Origin of the sequence: Pseudomonas sp. BNK-44-b (assembly GCF_047456245.1) — a bacterium.
Lineage (GTDB): Bacteria > Pseudomonadota > Gammaproteobacteria > Pseudomonadales > Pseudomonadaceae > Aquipseudomonas > Aquipseudomonas machongensis.
Window position 1 is genome coordinate 5,619,399 of record NZ_CP179908.1, and the last position, 18,608, is coordinate 5,638,006.

The window sequence follows — 18,608 nt, forward strand, 5'->3', positions numbered from 1 at the left end:
CTGTCTTGCTCAAAATCTGAAGGCCAGCCCAATCCCTGTGGGAGCGGGCTTGCCCGCGAAGAATTCAGTGAAGATCCAGAATCAGGCGCGCTGACTGAACTGCGCCAACGCCGGCAACAGCTGCTTGTCGATCGCCTGACGTACCGCCGGCAGGATGGTCGCGCTGCCGGTGTACATCTGCTCCACCATCCCCTTCAACGCTCGGGCATTGGGCTCGGTCAGCCCGCGCACCACCACTTCGCACGCCTGCTCGGCGCTGGCCCCGGCCGGAATGTCGAACCCGCGTGCGCGCAGGTGGCCCAGCAGGTCGTCCTGGTCGATCAAATCCGCATGCATCATGGTTGTAGTCCTTGTCTGGTGCCGTGATTTACGACTGATTCTGTGACCAGTACGACAACCTCGCAAGGGCAGAACGTCGCGATGGCCGCTTTGGCTAAGAACAGGTCGTTCCCGGCTAAATCAGGCAGAAGGGAAGTGAGCACACTGGAGTCATTCACGGCACCGAGGGTTTGGTCACCCTCATTCACGCACAGTGGATGTTGCTCGCTCTCGACCCCGGACGCTCACGGCTTCCGGGGTTTTTTTTGGCTGTCTGTGGGAGCGGGCTCGCCCGCGAAGAAGACAGCGCGCTGTCTTGCCCCGGCCGGGCCGGGGGTCGCGGGCGGCCTCGGGAGAGGCTTCAGGTTCGTGCAGGCAAACCGATCACCCGGCCCACGAACTCGGCAGGTGCCTGGTCACGCTGCTCATCCACCAGCCCTTGCAGCAACGCGGCACTGTGCTCGCTGAACGGCGCCGACTTCGGCCCCGCCAGGTCCACGTGCAGCAGCATCTGCTCGCTGGCCGACAGGGCTTCGTCGAAGCCTGCGCGGTGCAGCGTGTGGTACAGGTGCAAGCGCTTCTTGTCGAAGCCGATGATCTGCGTCTGCACCCAGACCTCGGTGCCGAGCTTCACCTCGTGCAGATAGTTGATGTGCGCCTCCAGGGTGAACAGCGAGTTGCCGCTCTGGCCGCGGCTGTCGGCGTCCAGGCCGATGCGCTCCATCAGCGCATCGGTGGCGTAGCTGAAGATCAGCAGGTAGAAGGCATCGCGCAGGTGCCCGTTGTAATCGACCCAGTCTTGCTGAACCGGGGTGCGGTAGGTGATCAGTGCGGGCATCGCAGTCTCCTCAGTCGCCAAAGGCCATGCCGTGCTTGGCCTTGCTGTTCTTCACCGCGTCCAGCACCGCCAGCAGGGTATCGTCACGATAGCGCTCCAGCGCCGCGATGCTGCGTTCACCCAGTTGTTCGGAGGTGCCGTCGACCACGTCGTCGATCAGCTTGTCGGTCAGCTCTGGCGCTGGCAGGTAGGTCCAGGGCAGCTTCAGCGCCGGGCCGAACTGCGACATGAAGTGGCGCATGCCCGCATCGCCACCGGCCAGCGTGTAGGTGAGGAAGGTGCCCATGAACGACCAGCGCAGACCCGCGCCAAAGCGAATCGCATCGTCGATCTCGCCAGTGCTGGCCACCCCGTCGTTGACCAGGTGCAGAGCCTCGCGCCATAGCGCTTCGAGCAGACGGTCGGCGATGAAGCCCGGGACCTCCTTGCGCACATGCAGCGGGCGCATGCCCAGCGCGGTGTAGATGCTCTTCGCAGCCTCGATGGCTTCAGGCGCGGTGTGCTTGCCGCCAACGATCTCCACCAGCGGCAACAGGTACACCGGGTTGAACGGGTGGCCGACCACGCAGCGCTCGGGGTGGGTGGCCGACTCGTAGAACTCGCTGGGCAACAGGCCCGAGGTGCTGGAGCCGATGATCGCATCGGGCTTGGCCGCGGCGCTGATCTTGGCATGCAGGTCGAGCTTGAGATCCAGGCGCTCGGGGGCACTTTCCTGGATGAAATCGGCGTCGCGTACGCATTCCTCGATGGTGGCGACGAACTTCAGCCGCTCTTGTGCGGCGCCCGGTGCCAGACCTTGTTTTTCCAGGGCCGGCCAGGCGTTGGCGATACGTTTGCGCAGGGCCTGCTCGGCGCCGGGTGCCGGGTCCCAGGCGATCACGTCCAGGCCATGGGCCAGGGCGCGGGCGACCCAGCCGCTGCCGATGACGCCGCTACCGAGTGCGGCGAAAGTTTTGATGTCGGTGATGAAGGACATGTTGGTCTCTCTATGTGCTTGAGGTTGGCGCGGGCCTTGTAGGAGCGGGCTTGCCCGCTCCCACAGGGATTGCGGCGGGGCTGTTTTATCCGCGACGCTTGAGATTCATTTTTTCGCGCCCTTCGGCCGGGGTCAGCACGCGGCCACCGAGGCGCGAGATGATCTCCACCGCGCGCTCGACCAGTTGACCGTTGCTGGCCAGCACGCCACGGTCGAGGTAGAGGTTGTCTTCCAGGCCCACGCGCACGTTGCCGCCCAGTAACACCGCTTGTGCGGCCATCGGCATCTGCATGCGGCCGATGCCGAAGCCTGCCCAGGTGACGTTGGCCGGCAGGTTGTCGACCATGGCCTTCATGGTGGTGGTATCGGCAGGCGCACCCCATGGGATGCCCAGGCACAGCTGGAACAGCGGGTCTTCGAGCAGGCCTTCCTTGATCATCTGCTTGGCGAACCACAGGTGGCCGGTATCGAAGATCTCCAGCTCCGCCTTCACGCCCAACTCGGTGATGCGCTTGGCACCCGCGCGCAGTTGCGCCGGGGTGGAAACATAGATCGAGTTGCCGTCGCCAAAGTTGAGCGTGCCGCAGTCCAGGGTGCAGATTTCCGGCAGCAGCGCCTCGACGTGGGCCAGGCGCTCCAGCGGGCCGATCAGGTCGGTGCCGGCGCCGAAGTCCATCGGTGCCTCGCCCGGGCCGATCTCCAGGTCGCCGCCCATGCCGGCAGTCAGGTTGACGATCACGTCCACGTCAGACTCGCGGATACGCTCCATCACTTCGCGGTACAGCGCGACGTCGCGGCTGAAGCGGCCAGTCTGTGGGTCACGGACGTGGCAGTGGACCACGGTAGCGCCGGCCTTGGCGGCCTCGACGGCGGCTTCGGCGATCTGCTTGGGGGTGACCGGGACCAGGTGGCTTTTGGCAACGGTGTCGCCGGCTCCGGTCAGGGCACAGGTGATGATGACGTCGTGGTTCATGGGGTAAATCCTTCAGGCTTTTCTGTTCTGTGAGTTCGGTGTTGGGCTTTTCGCGGGCAGCCCGCTCCTACATGCTCATGGCATGCGCATAACCTGCAGGAGCGGGCTTGCCCGCGAAGAGGCCGGATCAGTTGGCGGTGAGCTTGAGGTTGTCAGCCGCCGGCTTGCCGTCGAAGGTGGTCACGCCTTCAAGCCAGCGGGCCTTGTCTTGCGGGTGGTCCTTGAGCCACTGGCGTGCCGACTCCAGCGGGTCCTTGTGATCGAGCAGCGGCTGCATCATGCGGCTCTCGTCCTCGGCGCTGAATTTCAGGTTGGCCAGCAGGCGGTTGGCGTTGGGGCAGCGTTCGGCGTAGTCGGGCGCGGTGACGGTCCACACCGTGGCACGGCCTTCGTCCGGGCCCAGGGCGTCCTGGCTGTCGCCCAGGTAGACCATGTCGATGTTCACGTTCATCGGGTGCGGCGCCCAGCCGAAGAACACCACGGCTTCATTGCGGCGCACGGCGCGATCGACGGCGGCGAGCATGCCGGCCTCGCTCGACTCGACCAGTTGGAACTTGCCCAGGTCGAACTTGTTGCTGGCGATCATCGCCTTGATCTGGGTGTTGGCGCCCGAACCTGGCTCGATGCCGTAGATCTTGCCGCCCAGCTCCTTCTCGAACTTGTGGATGTCGGCAAAGCTCTTCAGGCCCTTGTCGGCCAGGTACTTGGGTACTGCGAGCGTGGCGCGGGCGTCTTCCAGGCTAGGCTGGTCGAGGACCTTGACCTGCTTGGCATCGACGAACGGGGTGATGGTCTGGGTCATGATCGGGTTCCAGTACCCGAGGAACATGTCCAGGCGCTTGTCGCGGATGCCCGCGAAGATGATCTGTTGCGAGGCGCTGGTCTGTTTGGTCTGGTAGCCCAGGCCGTCGAGCAGGACCTGGGCCATGGCGCTGGTGGCGATGACGTCGGTCCAGTTGACCACACCGAGGCGCACGTTCTTGCAGGCGGCGGGCTCGGCGGCGAACAGCGGGGTGACCACGGTGGTGCTGAGAGCGAGGGACAACAGGCTGCGGCGGATAAAGCGATGCATGGTGGCTCTCCATCGGCAGTGCGTATTGTTATGGGATCCGGCCTCTGCGGGCCGTGGGAAAAAAGTTACGCCCATGGCACAGTGGGCAATCGCACGCTGGCGACCAAGAGTTGCACTGCAGCGACCACCCACTTCCCAGGAGTAAGCGATGCCGGAAACGATCCAGTTTCTTCTCTTGCCGGGGTTTTCTGCGTTGGGCTTCATCAGTGCAGTGGAGCCCTTGCGGGTGGCCAATCGCTTTCGGGGAGCGCTGTATCGCTGGCAGGTGCTGAGCCTGGACGGCGGCCCGGTGCAGGCCAGCAACGGCATGTCGGTCAATGCCGACCAGGCGCTGTCTGACAGAGAGCGGGGAGGGATGCTGCTGGTTGTCGCCGGCTTCGAGCCGCTGGCCTGCTACGGCCCGGTGCTGCAACAGGCGCTGCGGCGCGTAGAGCATGACGGCGGCACGCTCGGCGGTATCGATACCGGTGCGCTGGTGCTGGCCGAAGCGGGCCTGCTCGATGGCTATCGCGCGACCTTGCACTGGGAGGCGCTGGAAGCGTTCAAGGAGCGTTATCCACGCCTGCAGGCGACCCAGGAGCTGTTCGAGATCGACCGTCGACGGATCACCTGCGCCGGGGGGACCGCCTCCATCGACCTGATGCTCGACCTGATCGCCCAGGCCCACGGCAGCGAACTGGCGATCCAGGTGTCGGAGCAGTTCGTGGTCAGCCGCATCCGGCCGCGCCAGGATCACCAGCGCATGGAGATCGCCACGCGCTACGGCATTCGCAACAAGAAGCTGGTGAAGGTGATCGGCGAAATGGAGCGCAACACCGAGCAGCCGCTCAACACCCAGGTACTGGCCGATGCCGTGCAGGTGACCCGTCGTCAGTTGGAGCGCCTGTTTCGCCTGCACCTGGACGACACGCCCAGTGGTTTCTACCTGCGACTGAGGCTGGACAAGGCTCGGCAACTGCTGCGCCAGACCGATATGAGCGTGCTTGAAGTGGGGGTAGCGTGCGGGTTCGAGTCGGCGTCGTATTTCACCCGCTGTTATCGGGCGCGGTTCGAGCGCTGCCCGCGGGAGGACAGGTTGGCCAGGGCGGTGTGATGGGGTCAGCGCTGGCCCTTTCGCGAGTTTGCCCGCGAAAGGGCCATTAGAGTCACTGCTGCCCCACCGACTGCAGATACTCCGAGCGCTCGTCGCTACGCTGCGCCACGCAGGTATTCCACGCCGCTTCAAAGGCCTTGCTGCCAGGTTTCTCGGCATAGGTCTCGACCTTGCAGTCGGCATCGCGCAACTGGGTCCAGAGCTTCTCGGCCGCCTCCATGCGTCCGCTGAGCGCAACGGCCTTGTCGTTTTCATCCGCGTACTGGTCACGGATGCGCTGGATCAGGTCGTCGTAGGCGGCCTTCAGTTCGCGTTCGGCGGTCTGCTTGTTGTACGCCGCGCACGCATAGGTCTGCTGGTCGGTCTCGACGTTGTCGCAGGGCGTGCTTTCTTCTTCGGCGGCCTGGGCGCCCAGCGCCACGAACAGCAGTACCAGCCATGCCTTTGATTTCATCCGTTTTCTCCTGAACAGGCTGACGAATCGTCGAGATTCTCGCTCAGCCTAGAGCCGGGTGGTAGAGGGCAGGGAAAATGTTCATGAACGGTTCTAGTCGAGACTTGCTCTCATTGCCAAGCGGCGTGCCAGAGCATGCCATGTCGCTCATTGACGCTTTCGGCAAACCCCCTGTCGTTTTTGCATCGGGGCGACAAGGGCCGCAGGCATATGCTGGCCCCAAAGCGCCGGCACACGATTCGGCGTCGCCCAACTCGACAAAAGGGGACAGCCTGATGAGCCCAGCCGAATTACACGCCGACAGCATCGTCATCGATGGCCTGATCATCGCCAAGTGGAACCGCGAGCTGTTCGAAGACATGCGTAAAGGCGGGCTGACCGCAGCCAACTGCACCGTGTCGGTCTGGGAAGGTTTCAAGGCCACGGTCGACCAGATCGCGGCCAGCCAGAAGCTGATCCGCGAGAACAGCGACCTGGTGATGCCGGTGCGCACCACTGCCGACATCCGCAAGGCCAAGGAGCTGGGCAAGACCGGCATCCTCTTCGGCTTCCAGAACGCCCATGCGTTCGAAGACCAGATTGCCTACGTCGACGTGTTCAAGCAGCTGGGCGTGGGCATCGTGCAGATGTGCTACAACACCCAGAACCTGGTCGGCACCGGTTGCTACGAGCGTGATGGCGGTCTGTCGGGCTTCGGCCGCGAGATCGTCGCCGAGATGAACCGTGTCGGCATCATGTGCGACCTCTCGCATGTGGGCTCCAAGACTTCCGAGGAAGTCATCCTCGAATCGAAAAAGCCGGTCTGCTACTCCCACTGCCTGCCGTCGGGCCTTAAAGAACACCCGCGCAACAAGTCCGATGAAGAGCTGAAGTTCATCGCCGACCATGGCGGCTTCGTCGGCGTGACCATGTTCGCGCCGTTCCTGGCCAAGGGCATCGACTCGACCATCGACGACTACGCCGAGGCCATCGAGTACACCATGAACATCGTTGGTGAAGACGCCATCGGTATCGGCACCGACTTCACCCAGGGCCATGGCCAGGACTTCTTCGAGTACCTGACCCACGACAAGGGCTACGCCCGTCGCCTGACCAACTTCGGCAAGATCATCAATCCGCTGGGCATCCGCACCGTGGGCGAATTCCCCAACCTCACCGAAACCCTGCTCAAGCGCGGCCATTCCGAGCGCGTGGTACGCAAGATCATGGGCGAGAACTGGGTGAACGTACTCAAGGATGTGTGGGGCGAATAAAGCCGCACTCCGAGCCTGAAAGCCCCTGCCAGCAACGCCGGGGCATCCAAACAAAAAATTTTATGGAGTTGAGTTTCCATGGCCAAGATCGCCCCGCAATTGCCAATCGAAGTCGACAGCGAGACCGGTGTCTGGACGTCCGATGCCCTGCCGATGCTGTATGTACCGCGGCATTTCTTCGTCAACAACCACATCGGCATCGAGGAGGTGCTGGGCGCCGACGCCTATGCCGAGATCCTCTACAAGGCTGGCTACAAATCCGCCTGGCACTGGTGCGAAAAAGAGGCCGAATGCCATGGCCTGGAAGGCGTGGCGGTGTTCGAGCACTACATGAAGCGCCTGAGCCAGCGTGGCTGGGGCCTGTTCGAGATCCAGGACATCGACCTCGACAAAGGCACATGCAGCGTCAAGCTCAAGCACTCGGCGTTCGTCTACGTGTATGGCAAATGCGGCCGCAAGGTCGACTACATGTTCACCGGTTGGTTCGCCGGTGCCATGGACCAGATCCTCGCTGCCCGTGGCAGCTCGATCCGCACTGTGGCGGAGCAGGTCTATGGCGGTTCTGAAGAAGGTCACGAAGATGGCCTGTTCGTTACAAAGCCGTTGTAAGCCGGAGAGAGCGTCATGGCATTCGAAGCAATGTTCCAGCCGATCCAGATCGGCAAGCTGACCATCCGCAACCGGGTGCTCAGCACCGCGCACGCCGAGGTCTACGCCACCGACGGCGGCATGACCACCGAGCGCTACGTGAAGTACTACGAAGAGAAGGCCAAGGGCGGCATCGGCCTGGCCATCTGTGGCGGCTCGTCGGTGGTGGCCATCGACAGCCCGCAGCAATGGTGGGCCTCGGTGAACCTGTCCACTGACCGCATCATTCCGCACTTCCAGAACTTGGCCGACGCCATGCACAAGCATGGCGCCAAGATCATGATCCAGATTACCCACATGGGCCGTCGCTCACGCTGGGACGGTTTCCACTGGCCTACGCTGATGTCGCCGTCCGGCATCCGCGAGCCGGTGCACCGCGCCACCTGCAAGACCATCGAGGTGGAAGAGATCTGGCGGGTGATCGGCAACTACGCCCAGGCCGCGCGCCGGGCGAAGGAAGGCGGACTGGACGGCGTGGAGCTGTCGGCGGTGCACCAGCACATGATCGACCAGTTCTGGAGCCCGCGGGTCAACAAGCGTACCGACGAATGGGGCGGCAGCTTCGAAGGCCGCATGAAGTTCGGCCTGGAAGTGCTCAAGGCGGTACGCGCCGAGGTCGGTGACGATTTCTGCGTGGGCATGCGTATCTGCGGTGACGAATTCCACCCCGATGGCCTGAGCCACGAGGACATGAAGCAGATCGCCGCGTACTACGACGCCACCGGCATGATCGACTTCATCGGCGTGGTCGGTTCGGGTTGTGACACCCACAACACCCTGGCCAACGTCATCCCCAACATGAGCTATCCGCCGGAGCCGTTCCTGCACCTGGCGGCCGGCATCAAGGAAGTGGTCAAGGTCCCGGTGCTGCACGCGCAGAACATCAAGGACCCGAACCAGGCCACGCGCATTCTCGAAGGCGGCTACGTCGACATGGTCGGCATGACCCGTGCGCACATGGCCGACCCGCACCTGATCGCCAAGATCAAGATGGGCCAGATCGACCAGATCAAGCAGTGCGTCGGTGCCAACTACTGCATCGACCGTCAGTACCAGGGCCTGGACGTGTTGTGCATCCAGAACGCCGCGACGTCCCGTGAATACATGGGTGTGCCGCACATCATCGAGAAGTCCACCGGGCCGAAACGCAAGGTGGTGGTGGTCGGCGCCGGCCCTGCCGGCATGGAGGCCGCACGAGTGGCTGCCGAGCGTGGCCATGACGTCACCGTGTTCGAGAAGAAGGAGCAGATCGGCGGGCAGATCACCATCGCCGCCAAGGCACCGCAGCGCGACCAGATCGCCGGCATCACCCGCTGGTACCAGCTGGAGTTCGCGCGCCTGAAGGTCGACCTGCGCCTGGGTACTGCGGCAGATATCGCGACCATCCAGGACCTGCGCCCGGACATCATCGTGCTGGCGGTGGGCGGTCATCCGTTCATCGAGCAGAACGAGCACTGGGGCGCCGCCGAAGGGCTGGTGGTCAGTAGCTGGGACGTGCTCGACGGCAAGGTCGCACCGGGCAAGAACGTGCTGGTTTACGACACCATCTGCGAATTCACCGGCATGTCCACCGCCGACTTCATCGCCGACAAGGGCAGCCAGGTCGAGATCGTCACCGACGACATCAAGCCGGGCGTAGCCATGGGCGGCACGACCTTCCCGACCTACTACCGCAGCATCTACCCCAAGGAAGTGATCATGACCGGGGACATGATGCTGGAGAAGGTCTACCGCGAGGGCGACAAGCTGGTGGCGGTGCTCGAGAACGAATACACCGGGGCCAAGGAAGAGCGTGTGGTCGACCAGGTGGTGATCGAGAACGGCGTGCGTCCGGACGAGGCGCTGTACTACGGGCTCAAGGAAGGTTCGCGCAACAAGGGCCAGATCGACATCGATGCCCTGTTCGCGATCCAGCCGCAGCCGATCCTCAGCCAGCCTGGCGAGGGCTACCTGCTGTACCGCATCGGCGACTGCGTGGCCCAGCGCAACGTGCATGCGGCGATCTATGACGCCTTGCGGCTGTGCAAGGATTTCTGATCGATCTGTCGGCACACACCGGCCCCCGTGGGAGCGGGCTTGCCCGCGAAAGCGTCAGCACCAACAACAGGGTTGTCTGACCTGGCGCATTCGCGGGCAAGCCCGCTCCCACAGGGCCGGTGCAGGATTCCAGGGGCCTGAACCCCTTGCAACCGCTGTTGTGGGAGCCTCCCATGTTGAACACCCTTCTACCCATCCTGCTGTTCGCCGCACTCGCCCTGGCGGTGCTCGGCGCCCTGCGCCGCGTGCGCATGTGGCGACGCGGGCGGCCAAGCAAGGTCGACCTGCTCGGTGGCCTGCTGGCCATGCCGCGGCGTTACCTGGTCGATCTGCACCATGTGGTCGAGCGCGACAAGTACATGTCCAAGACCCACGTCGCCACCGCAGGCGGCTTCGTGCTGTCGGCCCTGCTGGCGATCCTGGTGCACGGCTTCGGCCTGCAGAGCAAGATCCTTGGCTACGCACTGCTGGTGGCCACGGTGATCATGTTCAGCGGCGCGATTTTCGTCTTCAAGCGTCGTCTGAATCCGCCCGCGCGCCTGTCCAAGGGCCCGTGGATGCGCCTGCCGAAAAGCCTGCTGGTGTTCGCCGCGAGCTTTTTCATCGCCACCTTGCCGGTCGCGGGCATCCTGCCGGCCAATACCGGCGGCTGGGTGATGGTCGGCATTCTCGGCCTGGGCGTGCTGTGGGGTGTGTCGGAGCTGTTCTTCGGCATGACCTGGGGCGGGCCGATGAAGCACGCCTTCGCCGGTGCCCTGCACCTGGCCTGGCACCGCCGTGCCGAGCGTTTCGGTGGCGGCCGCTCCACTGGCCTCAAGCCGCTCGACCTGGAAGATCCGAACGCACCGTTGGGTGTGGAGAAACCGGTCGATTTCACCTGGAACCAACTGTTGGGCTTCGACGCCTGCGTGCAGTGCGGCAAGTGCGAGGCGATGTGTCCGGCATTCGCCGCCGGCCAGCCGCTGAACCCGAAAAAGCTCATCCAGGACATGGTCATCGGCCTGGCCGGTGGCACCGATGCGACCTTTGCCGGTAGCCCGTACCCCGGTAAACCGGTGGGTGAGCACGGCGGTCATCCGCACCAGCCGATCGTCAACGGCCTGGTCGATGCCGAGACGCTGTGGTCGTGCACTACCTGCCGCGCGTGCGTCGAGGAGTGCCCGATGATGATCGAGCACGTCGATGCCATCGTCGACATGCGCCGTCACCTCACGCTGGAAAAGGGCGCGACGCCGAACAAAGGCGCCGAGGTGCTGGACAATTTGATCGCCACCGACAATCCCGGCGGCTTCAACCCCGGTGGGCGGATGAACTGGGCCGCCGACCTGAACCTGAAACTGCTGTCGGACGTGAAGACCACCGAGGTGTTGTTCTGGGTCGGTGACGGCGCCTTCGACATGCGCAACCAGCGCACCCTGCGTGCCTTCGTCAAGGTGCTCAAGGCCTCGGGTGTGGACTTCGCCGTGCTGGGCCTGGAGGAGCGCGACAGCGGAGACGTAGCCCGCCGCCTGGGCGATGAAGCGACCTTCCAGCAACTGGCCAAGCGCAACATTCAGACCCTGGGCCAATACCGCTTCCAGCGCATCGTCACCTGCGATCCGCACAGTTTCCATGTACTGAAGAACGAATACGGCGCCCTGGGCGGCGAGTACCAGGTGCAGCACCACAGCACCTACATCGCCGAGTTGATCGCCGCCAACAAGCTCAACCTCGGCCAGCACAAGGGCGGTAGCGTGACCTACCACGACCCGTGCTACCTGGGGCGCTACAACGGCGAGTACCAAGCCCCGCGCGACGTGCTCAAGGCCTTGGGTATCGAGGTGCGCGAGATGCAGCGCTCGGGCTTCCGTTCGCGTTGCTGCGGCGGTGGCGGCGGTGCGCCGATCACCGACATCCCAGGCAAGCAGCGCATTCCCGACATGCGCATGGACGATATCCGCGAGACCGAGGCCGAACTGGTGGCGGTGGGTTGTCCACAGTGCACGGCAATGCTTGAAGGTGTGGTCGAACCGCGGCCACAGATCAAGGACCTGGCCGAGCTGGTCGCCGACGTGCTGATCGAGGACGACGCCCCCGCCGCCGCGAGCAAATCGAACCAGGTAAAACGTGAACCTGCGGAGGTGCACTGATGAGCGACATCATCCGCCGCGATCCTCGCGCCGAGTGGATTGCCCGTAACCGCCTGCATCCGCTGCACGCGGCGATGCAGACGCAACAGACCCGCTGGATGGGCCCCCATGGGCTCATCCGCAAGAATCCTCACGCCATCGCCGCCGGTTTCATCGGCCCCAGTGGCCTCAAGCGTATCGACCGCAGCGGCGCCCAGCAGGGCACGGCGATTGGTGGTCGGCGCACGGCAGCCGCCGAGGTGCAATTGCCCTTGCATCAAGTGGCGGATCCGGCGTTCTACATCGCCGTGGTGCCTGACATGGTCGGTGGCCGCCTCGGCAGCCACGACCGCGACCTGCTCGGCCTTGCCCGTAGCCTTGCCGGCACTGACGGTGCGGTGCTGGCGGTGGTGTTCGGTGAACACAAGGAAAGCAACTTTTCCACAGCCGGCGTCGACCGCCTGTTGGTCATTGAAGGCGAAGCGTTCGAAGGCTATGTGCCCGAACAGCTTGTCCAGGGCTTGCGGGCTGTGGATAACCAGTTCGCGCCACGACACTGGCTATTACCCGACAGCCGCACCGGTGGCGGCGAACTGGGTCGGCGTCTGGGCGCCGCCTTGGGCGAGCGCCCGGCGACGCGGGTCTGGCAGATCAAGGACGGCCAGTGCATCGGCCGCGCCGGTGCCGGTCAGCAGGACCTGCAGAGAGGTCTGCCGCGCCTGATCCTGGCCGCCGCCGAATGCGCCGAGCCGGTCAGCGAAACCCGTCACGAAGCGTTGCCGGTGGAGTTGTCCACAGGCGTGGCGCGCAGCCTGTCGCGTATCGAAGACCTGGGGCCAGTCGCGGTGGATCCAGCCTCGATCGCCATGGCCGAGGCGGAATTCATCGTCTCCGGTGGCAACGGCGTGAAAGACTGGGAGCTTTTCCACAGGGCGACCGTGGCGCTTGGCGCTACCGAAGGCGCTTCGCGGGTGGCGGTGGACGACGGCTTCATGCCGCGCAACCGCCAGGTCGGCGCTACCGGTACCTGGGTCACGGCGCGGGTCTACGTGGCTGTGGGTATCTCCGGGGCGATCCAGCACCTGCAGGGGATCGGTGCCTGCGACAAGGTGGTGGCGATCAACATGGACCCCGGTTGCGACATGATCAAACGGGCCGACCTGTCTGTGATTGGCGACAGCGCGGCGATTCTTCAGGCACTGATCGAGGCTGTGGACAACTACCGCAGCGGCGCTCAGCGCGACGCGGCATAAGGGCACGAGCATGAGTACGAAAGTCATCAGCCTGGTTTCCATCGGTGCCCACCCCAGCTCTGGCCGCGCCCGCCGCGCCGAGCAGGATGCACGCGCCGTCGAATTGGGCTTGCAGCTGGCTGGGGATAACTTGCAGGTGGTGCATGCCGGCGACCCGCGCGAAGAGGCCCTGCGCGCCTATCTGGGTATGGGCCTGGAGCATCTGGATGTCCTCGAGCAGCCTGCGGGGGCCGATGTGCTGGGGGTACTGGGGGATTACCTGCGCGATGCCGGTGCCCAGTTGGTGCTCACCGGCAGCCAGGCCGAGACGGGTGAAGGCTCGGGCATGTTGCCGTTTCTGCTGGCCGAGCGGCTGGGCTGGCCGTTGGTGGTGGGCCTGGCCGAGGTGGAATCGATCGAGAATGGCACCGCCCAGGTCCTGCAAGCCTTGCCGCGCGGTCAACGACGCCGGTTGAAGGTGCGCCTGCCGTTGCTGGCGACTGTGGATAACGCGGCGCCCAAGCCGCGCCAGAGCGCCTTTGGCCCTGCACGGCGGGGTGTGCTGGCGGCGCGTAACGTGGCGGTGGTGGAGGATCAGTTGCTCGAAGGCGACGCCTTGCAGCCTGCCCGCCCGCGGCCCAAGCGGCTCAAGGTGATCAAGGCCAAGAGCGGTGCCGACCGGATGAAGGCGGCCACGGCCAAGGCCAGCGGTGGCGGCGGCAAGGTGCTCAAGGATGTTTCTCCACAGGAGGGCGCCGAGGCGATCCTCAAGTTGTTGGTGGAGGAAGGCGTGTTGCGCTGACTGGTTGGGGCTTGTAGGAGCGGGCTTGCCCGCGAAAAGAACACCGCACTGCCTGGCACGGGCTACGCCCGTGTTCGCGGGACAAGTCGCAGCGGCGAACCGCCGCTTGTGTCTTGATAGGGGATTAGAATCTGGAGTGAGAGCGGTGAATGGCAAGCTGAATGCCGCGTGTGCCTTGAGCACGAGTGGGAGCACAAGCTGCCATTCACCGTTCCACTTTGGCGAGAGCCCGAACAGTTGGATGCGGCCTTGATCTCGAATCACAAGCGTGGGCCAAGCCAAAGTCCTCTCACTCTGTTGAGTCTAGGAGATTTTGGTGATGGTTTCCTTTGTGGGTATCGATGTTTCTAGTCGCACGCTGGACATAGCGGTCCGTCCCCAGAGCCTCAAGATCAATGTCACCAACGATCAGGCAGGGTTCGAGGTATTGGAGAAGAGCCTTCGAGGCCTCAAGGTCAAGCGTGTCCTGCTGGAGGCGACAGGCGGATACGAGCGTGAGGTTCTGAGCTTTCTGCAGAGCGCTGGCTACAAGGTCATTCGCGTCAACCCCAGGCGAGCCAGGTCGTTTGCCGAGTCCATGAATATCAAAGCCAAGACCGACGCCATCGATGCAGCGGTATTGGCGCATTTCGCCGAAGTTATCCCCGATAAACCTACTCTGCAGGTCAGTCCGCAGAGGGCGTTGCTGCGCGAGCTGCTGCAGCAGCGTGATCGTCTGGTCCAGCAGCGAGACGACGACCGGCGGCGCCTGAAACAGGCTCAGTCTGAGGTGGTCGCTCGCTTCCTGAAGTCCAACCTCCAGCACTTCAGGTCTCAGATCAGACAGATTGAGCATGAGCTCAAGCTGCATGCCGAAGGGCTGGGTGATGAACGAATTGCTCAACTAGTCCAGGTCAAAGGTATCGGGCTGGTGACGGCTGGGAAGCTTGTAACGCTGCTGCCGGAGTTGGGCCATGTGGAGGCCCGAGAAATAGCCTCGCTGGTTGGGGTGGCACCTTTCAATCACGACAGTGGAACATCCGTAGGCAAGCGCTCGATCTCGGGAGGCCGTTTCGGGATAAGGTGCGCGTTGTACATGTCGTGTTTGGTGGCCGTAAGGCAAAACCCCTCGCTTAAGGCGAAGTACCAAGCACTGCGTGAAAGGGGCAAGGCAGCCAAGGTCGCGATTGTGGCCTGCATGAGAGTTTTCATCGTACGACTCAATGCGATGCTAAGAACGGGTACCCCCTGGCAGGATGTGGAATTGCCTCAGTGCAAGAGCGCAACACCGGCGTAAATCCGAACGCCGTACGTGTGGGAGCGGGTTTACCCGCGAAAAAGACACCGCGCTGCCTGGCACGGGCTACGCCCGTGTTCGCGGGACAAGCCCGCTCCCACAGGGGATTGGGCTGGCTTCTAGATTTTGAGCAAGACAGTTGCTCCCACGGGGATTGGGCTGGCTTCTAGATTTTGAACAAGACATCTGCCCCCAGAGGTACCGCACCCGCCGTACGCCTGGTCTTCACCAAGACGAGAGTTGCCCACCAAATCTGTTCGCGACCCTGTGAATAAAGTGTTCGCGCTTCTCTACAGCCCTTTGAAATCAAAGCCTGTAGGGGGTTGATCAAAAAACATACAGCCCGCTTCGTGAATCGTCCGTGGCAATCACGGGTCATTCCCATGATGTTTCCCACAATCACTGTTGGCGGCTCTGTGGATAATATGTTGGGCAACCGCTAGATGCCTTGATTTCATTGGCCTGCAAGATAATGATCAATAATTGATCAAAACCCCGATGATCACTCTCAAGATCATGATTGATAAGGCTCCTGGGCCATTATCCACAGCACTTTTCCAACAACCCTGCATATGCCCACAAAATCTGTTGGCGTATCTGTGGACAAGGTGTTCCATATTGCCTGCAGGCCTTTGAATCAAAGGCTTGCAAGGATTTGATCAAATAATGATCAATCGGCTTTCGGCAGATATTCGATTCCTGTCCACAACCCATCTGAACAACTCTGTGGATAACATGTTCAGTTCCTCTGGATTGCAATGTAAAACGCCACGGCCGATCACTCGGTCGTGGCGTTTATCACCCTCCGTGAAGGCTTACTGAACCTTGACTTCCTTCAGGTATGGCGCGGGCTCTGCACCCAGGTTGGCCAGGACGCGGTTGCTGTACCAGTCGATGAAGTTGACCACACCGAACTCGTAGGTCTTGGAGTACGGGCCCGGCTGGTAGGCGGTGGAGTTGATCCCGCGCTGGTTCTCTTCGGCCAGGCGGCGGTCCTGGTCGTTGGTGGCGTCCCACACCTTGCGCATCTGCTCAGGGTCGTAATCGACGCCTTCGACGGCATCCTTGTGCACCAGCCACTTGGTGGTGACCATGGTTTCCTGGGCGCTGATCGGCCACACCGTGAAGACGATCATGTGGTCGCCCATGCAGTGGTTCCAGGAGTGCGGCAGGTGCAGGATGCGCATCGAACCCAGGTCGGGGTTCTTGATGCGGCCCATGAGCTTCTTGCACGCCTGCTTGCCGTCCATGGTCATCGATACGGTGCCCTTGAGCAGCGGCATGCGCACGATGCGGTTACGCAGGCCATGGCTCTTGTGCAGGTATGGAATCTTCTCGGCTTCCCAGGCAGCGGCGGACGCGGCGACGTGGTCCTTGAACGCCTGGTCGGCGCGCGGATCGTTGGTGTCGTCCCACTCCAGCAGGGTCTTGAGCAATTCGGGGTGCGAACCGTTGCAGTGGTAGCACTCGCGGTTGTTTTCCAGGACCAGCTTCCAGTTGGCCTTTTCCATCAAGGTGGTCTGCACGGCCACCTTGGCGTTCTCCATGTCGTACGGTTCCATGTAGTGGTCGAGCGTGGCGAGGAACTCGTCGATGGCCGGCGGATTTTCCGCCAGGCTGATGAAGATGTAGCCGCCAGCGGTCTTCACGTTGATCGGCTTGAGGCCGTACTGGTTCATGTCGAAGTCGGCGCCCATCTCGGTGCCGGCGAACAGCAGGCGGCCGTCGAGCTCGTAGGTCCACTGGTGGTATGGGCAGACCAGCTTGGCCACCTTGCCCTTGTCGCTGACGCACAGGCGCGAACCGCGGTGGCGGCAGACGTTGTGGAAGGCGTGCACCTTGCCTTCGGTGCCGCGAATCACGATCACCGGGTTCTTGCCGATCTGCAGGGTCAGGTAGTTGCCTTTCGCCGGAATCTCGCAGGTCATTCCCGCGATCAGCCACTCCTTGTGGAAGATCTCCTGCATGTCGATCTGGAACAGGCGCTCGTCGCAGTAGAACGGCTGCGGCAGCGAGTAGGTCCGCTCGCGGGTCTGCAGCATCTCGGCGGTGGCCTTGCGTGCAGGTTCCAGTGGATCGCCCAGGCTCAGGGTTGCGGTGACGTCCATCGTTATATCCTCAAGGCCGTTGTCGGCCGGCGAAAGGTGGCTAATCGTTGTTGTGGTTGGCGCAAGGCTGTCAGCGAAAGAACAGCGGTTCTATTTGCCGAGGAGTGTGCGTTCGCGCCGTTCGCGAACCATATCCATGGGCGACATGGCCGAATCGAATTCCGACGCGCCAGCCCTTGTACCTCGGGGCTGGTCGCGATAAGCACGCCGATGTCGCGGATGGGAATGTGCGACGTCTCGGCGTTGCGCATTATCGCAGCCATAAGAAGGCCGATAGTCGGCTGCTGGAGAAGAACATGTCCGAAACCTTCCTCAATCCGGTCACCACCCAGACCTGGGCCAACGGCCGCCACATCGTGCGCTGCGTCAAGGTCATCCAGGAGACCTGGGACGTGCGCACCTTCTGCTTCATGGCCGACCAGCCGATCATGTTCTTCTTCAAGCCGGGCCAGTTCGTGACGCTGGAGCTGGAGATCGAAGGCAAGCCGGTGATGCGTTCCTACACCATCTCCAGCTCGCCTTCAGTCCCCTACAGCTTCTCGATCACGGTCAAGCGTGTGCCTGGCGGGCTGGTTTCGAACTTCCTCCACGACACCTTGCACGAAGGCGCAGAGCTTCCCGTGCACGGCCCGGTGGGGTTGTTCAACGCCATCGACTTCCCGGCCAACAAGGCGCTGTACCTCTCCGGCGGCGTCGGCATCACCCCGGTGATGTCCATGGCGCGCTGGTTCTACGACACCAACGCCAACGTCGACATGGTGTTCGTGCACAGCGCCCGCTCACCCAAGGACATCATCTATCACCGCGAGCTGGAACACATGGCCTCGCGCATTCCCAACTTCAGCCTGCACATCATTTGCGAGAAGCACGGCCTGGGCGAGCCCTGGGCGGGCTATCGCGGCTACCTGAACCAACGGCTGATGGAGCTTATCGCGCCGGATTACCTCGAGCGGGTGATCTTCTGCTGTGGCCCGACGCCCTACATGAACGCGGTCAAGCGCATGCTCGAAGCGGTCGGCTTCGACATGAAGAACTACCACGAGGAATCGTTCGGTGCGACGCCGGCCGAGGCCAAGGCCGATGCGGTCGAGCACGCCGAAGCGGCCGCCGAGGCGCCGGAAGTGGATGTGGCCGACCTCAATCTGGTGGAGTTCGTCGGCAGCGAGAAGAGCATCCGCATCGCCCCGGGCGAGACGGTGCACGCGGCGGCGGCGAAGGTCGGGCTGATGATTCCCAAGGCCTGCGGCATGGGCATCTGCGGCACCTGCAAGGTGCTCAAGCTCGGCGGTGAGGTAGAGATGGACCACAACGGCGGGATCACCGAGGAAGACGAAGCCGAAGGGTACATCCTGTCATGCTGCAGCGTGCCCAAGGGGGATGTGCGGATCGAGTATTGATTCGTTGCACCGTACCTGCAGGA

16 protein-coding genes are annotated in these 18,608 nt (G+C 63.0%); 9 read left to right on the top strand and 7 right to left on the bottom strand.

Features of this window, described 5'->3' with window-relative positions; genetic code table 11:
• Window positions 1–81 precede the first annotated feature (81 nt).
• From ACMGGG_RS25505 to choX, 5 genes are all read right to left on the bottom strand, one after another.
• On the bottom strand, window positions 82–339 hold the full coding sequence (locus ACMGGG_RS25505) for a hypothetical protein (protein ID WP_054891717.1): 258 nt from the start codon (window positions 337–339) through the stop codon (window positions 82–84).
• A 340-nt stretch (window positions 340–679) separates the two neighbouring features.
• Window positions 680–1,156 (bottom strand): thioesterase family protein, encoded by a 477-nt coding sequence (locus ACMGGG_RS25510; protein WP_054891718.1) that lies wholly within the window; start codon window positions 1,154–1,156, stop codon window positions 680–682.
• Between the two features lie 10 nt (window positions 1,157–1,166).
• Window positions 1,167–2,132 carry an L-carnitine dehydrogenase gene (locus ACMGGG_RS25515; protein WP_112897137.1) on the bottom strand — a complete coding sequence of 322 codons (966 nt, stop codon included), beginning with the start codon at window positions 2,130–2,132 and terminating at the stop codon, window positions 1,167–1,169.
• Window positions 2,133–2,217: 85 nt separating this feature from the next.
• The gene (locus ACMGGG_RS25520) at window positions 2,218–3,105 is read right to left on the bottom strand and encodes a 3-keto-5-aminohexanoate cleavage protein (RefSeq protein ID WP_054891720.1); all 888 of its coding nucleotides are present in this window, start codon (window positions 3,103–3,105) and stop codon (window positions 2,218–2,220) included.
• A gap of 127 nt (window positions 3,106–3,232) precedes the next feature.
• Window positions 3,233–4,177 carry a choline ABC transporter substrate-binding protein gene (gene choX, locus ACMGGG_RS25525; protein ID WP_054891721.1) on the bottom strand — a complete coding sequence of 315 codons (945 nt, stop codon included), beginning with the start codon at window positions 4,175–4,177 and terminating at the stop codon, window positions 3,233–3,235.
• 148 nt (window positions 4,178–4,325) lie between these two features.
• On the opposite strand from choX, the gene ACMGGG_RS25530 reads away from it, so the two are divergent.
• Complete coding sequence (locus ACMGGG_RS25530; RefSeq protein ID WP_054891722.1) at window positions 4,326–5,270, top strand: GlxA family transcriptional regulator; 945 nt, start codon at window positions 4,326–4,328, stop codon at window positions 5,268–5,270.
• Between the two features lie 52 nt (window positions 5,271–5,322).
• On the opposite strand, the gene ACMGGG_RS25535 is transcribed toward ACMGGG_RS25530, so the two are convergent.
• Window positions 5,323–5,724, bottom strand: a complete 402-nt coding sequence (locus ACMGGG_RS25535; protein WP_054891723.1) for a lysozyme inhibitor LprI family protein — start codon at window positions 5,722–5,724, stop codon at window positions 5,323–5,325.
• A gap of 275 nt (window positions 5,725–5,999) precedes the next feature.
• Here ACMGGG_RS25535 and ACMGGG_RS25540 point away from each other — a divergent pair, with 275 nt between their 5' ends.
• From ACMGGG_RS25540 to ACMGGG_RS25570, 7 genes are all read left to right on the top strand, one after another.
• On the top strand, window positions 6,000–6,977 hold the full coding sequence (locus ACMGGG_RS25540) for a dipeptidase (RefSeq protein ID WP_009404077.1): 978 nt from the start codon (window positions 6,000–6,002) through the stop codon (window positions 6,975–6,977).
• A gap of 78 nt (window positions 6,978–7,055) precedes the next feature.
• Window positions 7,056–7,586 (top strand): DUF5943 domain-containing protein, encoded by a 531-nt coding sequence (locus tag ACMGGG_RS25545; protein ID WP_054891724.1) that lies wholly within the window; start codon window positions 7,056–7,058, stop codon window positions 7,584–7,586.
• Between the two features lie 15 nt (window positions 7,587–7,601).
• Entirely contained in the window at window positions 7,602–9,662 is a 2,061-nt protein-coding gene (gene dgcA / locus ACMGGG_RS25550) for a dimethylglycine demethylation protein DgcA (RefSeq protein WP_112897139.1), read from the top strand.
• Between the two features lie 173 nt (window positions 9,663–9,835).
• A complete protein-coding gene (gene dgcB / locus ACMGGG_RS25555) occupies window positions 9,836–11,791 on the top strand; it encodes a dimethylglycine demethylation protein DgcB (RefSeq protein WP_414154640.1) in 1,956 nt (651 codons plus the stop codon).
• Window positions 11,791–13,023, top strand: coding sequence for an electron transfer flavoprotein subunit alpha/FixB family protein (locus tag ACMGGG_RS25560; protein WP_414154641.1), 1,233 nt, complete (start codon window positions 11,791–11,793; stop codon window positions 13,021–13,023). Before dgcB ends, ACMGGG_RS25560 begins: the two co-directional genes overlap by 1 nt.
• A gap of 10 nt (window positions 13,024–13,033) precedes the next feature.
• Complete coding sequence (locus ACMGGG_RS25565; RefSeq protein ID WP_054892141.1) at window positions 13,034–13,804, top strand: electron transfer flavoprotein subunit beta; 771 nt, start codon at window positions 13,034–13,036, stop codon at window positions 13,802–13,804.
• 319 nt (window positions 13,805–14,123) lie between these two features.
• Entirely contained in the window at window positions 14,124–15,080 is a 957-nt protein-coding gene (locus ACMGGG_RS25570) for an IS110 family transposase (RefSeq protein WP_063545967.1), read from the top strand.
• An 815-nt stretch (window positions 15,081–15,895) separates the two neighbouring features.
• Here ACMGGG_RS25570 and gbcA read toward each other — a convergent pair.
• Window positions 15,896–17,188: a glycine-betaine demethylase subunit GbcA gene (gene gbcA, locus ACMGGG_RS25575; protein WP_054892142.1), complete on the bottom strand. Its 1,293-nt coding sequence runs from the start codon at window positions 17,186–17,188 to the stop codon at window positions 15,896–15,898.
• A 296-nt stretch (window positions 17,189–17,484) separates the two neighbouring features.
• Between gbcA and gbcB the strand changes: the two genes are divergently transcribed.
• Window positions 17,485–18,585, top strand: coding sequence for a glycine-betaine demethylase subunit GbcB (gbcB, locus tag ACMGGG_RS25580; RefSeq protein ID WP_063542284.1), 1,101 nt, complete (start codon window positions 17,485–17,487; stop codon window positions 18,583–18,585).
• The last annotated feature ends 23 nt before the right edge of the window (window positions 18,586–18,608 follow it).

Coding starts and splice junctions, on each gene's coding strand:
- ACMGGG_RS25505 (WP_054891717.1), bottom strand. CDS start 339: ATGATGCATGCGGATTTGATCGACCAGGACGACCTGCTGGGCCACCTG.
- ACMGGG_RS25510 (WP_054891718.1), bottom strand. CDS start 1,156: ATGCCCGCACTGATCACCTACCGCACCCCGGTTCAGCAAGACTGGGTC.
- ACMGGG_RS25515 (WP_112897137.1), bottom strand. CDS start 2,132: ATGTCCTTCATCACCGACATCAAAACTTTCGCCGCACTCGGTAGCGGC.
- ACMGGG_RS25520 (WP_054891720.1), bottom strand. CDS start 3,105: ATGAACCACGACGTCATCATCACCTGTGCCCTGACCGGAGCCGGCGAC.
- choX (WP_054891721.1), bottom strand. CDS start 4,177: ATGCATCGCTTTATCCGCCGCAGCCTGTTGTCCCTCGCTCTCAGCACC.
- ACMGGG_RS25530 (WP_054891722.1), top strand. CDS start 4,326: ATGCCGGAAACGATCCAGTTTCTTCTCTTGCCGGGGTTTTCTGCGTTG.
- ACMGGG_RS25535 (WP_054891723.1), bottom strand. CDS start 5,724: ATGAAATCAAAGGCATGGCTGGTACTGCTGTTCGTGGCGCTGGGCGCC.
- ACMGGG_RS25540 (WP_009404077.1), top strand. CDS start 6,000: ATGAGCCCAGCCGAATTACACGCCGACAGCATCGTCATCGATGGCCTG.
- ACMGGG_RS25545 (WP_054891724.1), top strand. CDS start 7,056: ATGGCCAAGATCGCCCCGCAATTGCCAATCGAAGTCGACAGCGAGACC.
- dgcA (WP_112897139.1), top strand. CDS start 7,602: ATGGCATTCGAAGCAATGTTCCAGCCGATCCAGATCGGCAAGCTGACC.
- dgcB (WP_414154640.1), top strand. CDS start 9,836: ATGTTGAACACCCTTCTACCCATCCTGCTGTTCGCCGCACTCGCCCTG.
- ACMGGG_RS25560 (WP_414154641.1), top strand. CDS start 11,791: ATGAGCGACATCATCCGCCGCGATCCTCGCGCCGAGTGGATTGCCCGT.
- ACMGGG_RS25565 (WP_054892141.1), top strand. CDS start 13,034: ATGAGTACGAAAGTCATCAGCCTGGTTTCCATCGGTGCCCACCCCAGC.
- ACMGGG_RS25570 (WP_063545967.1), top strand. CDS start 14,124: ATGGTTTCCTTTGTGGGTATCGATGTTTCTAGTCGCACGCTGGACATA.
- gbcA (WP_054892142.1), bottom strand. CDS start 17,188: ATGGACGTCACCGCAACCCTGAGCCTGGGCGATCCACTGGAACCTGCA.
- gbcB (WP_063542284.1), top strand. CDS start 17,485: ATGTCCGAAACCTTCCTCAATCCGGTCACCACCCAGACCTGGGCCAAC.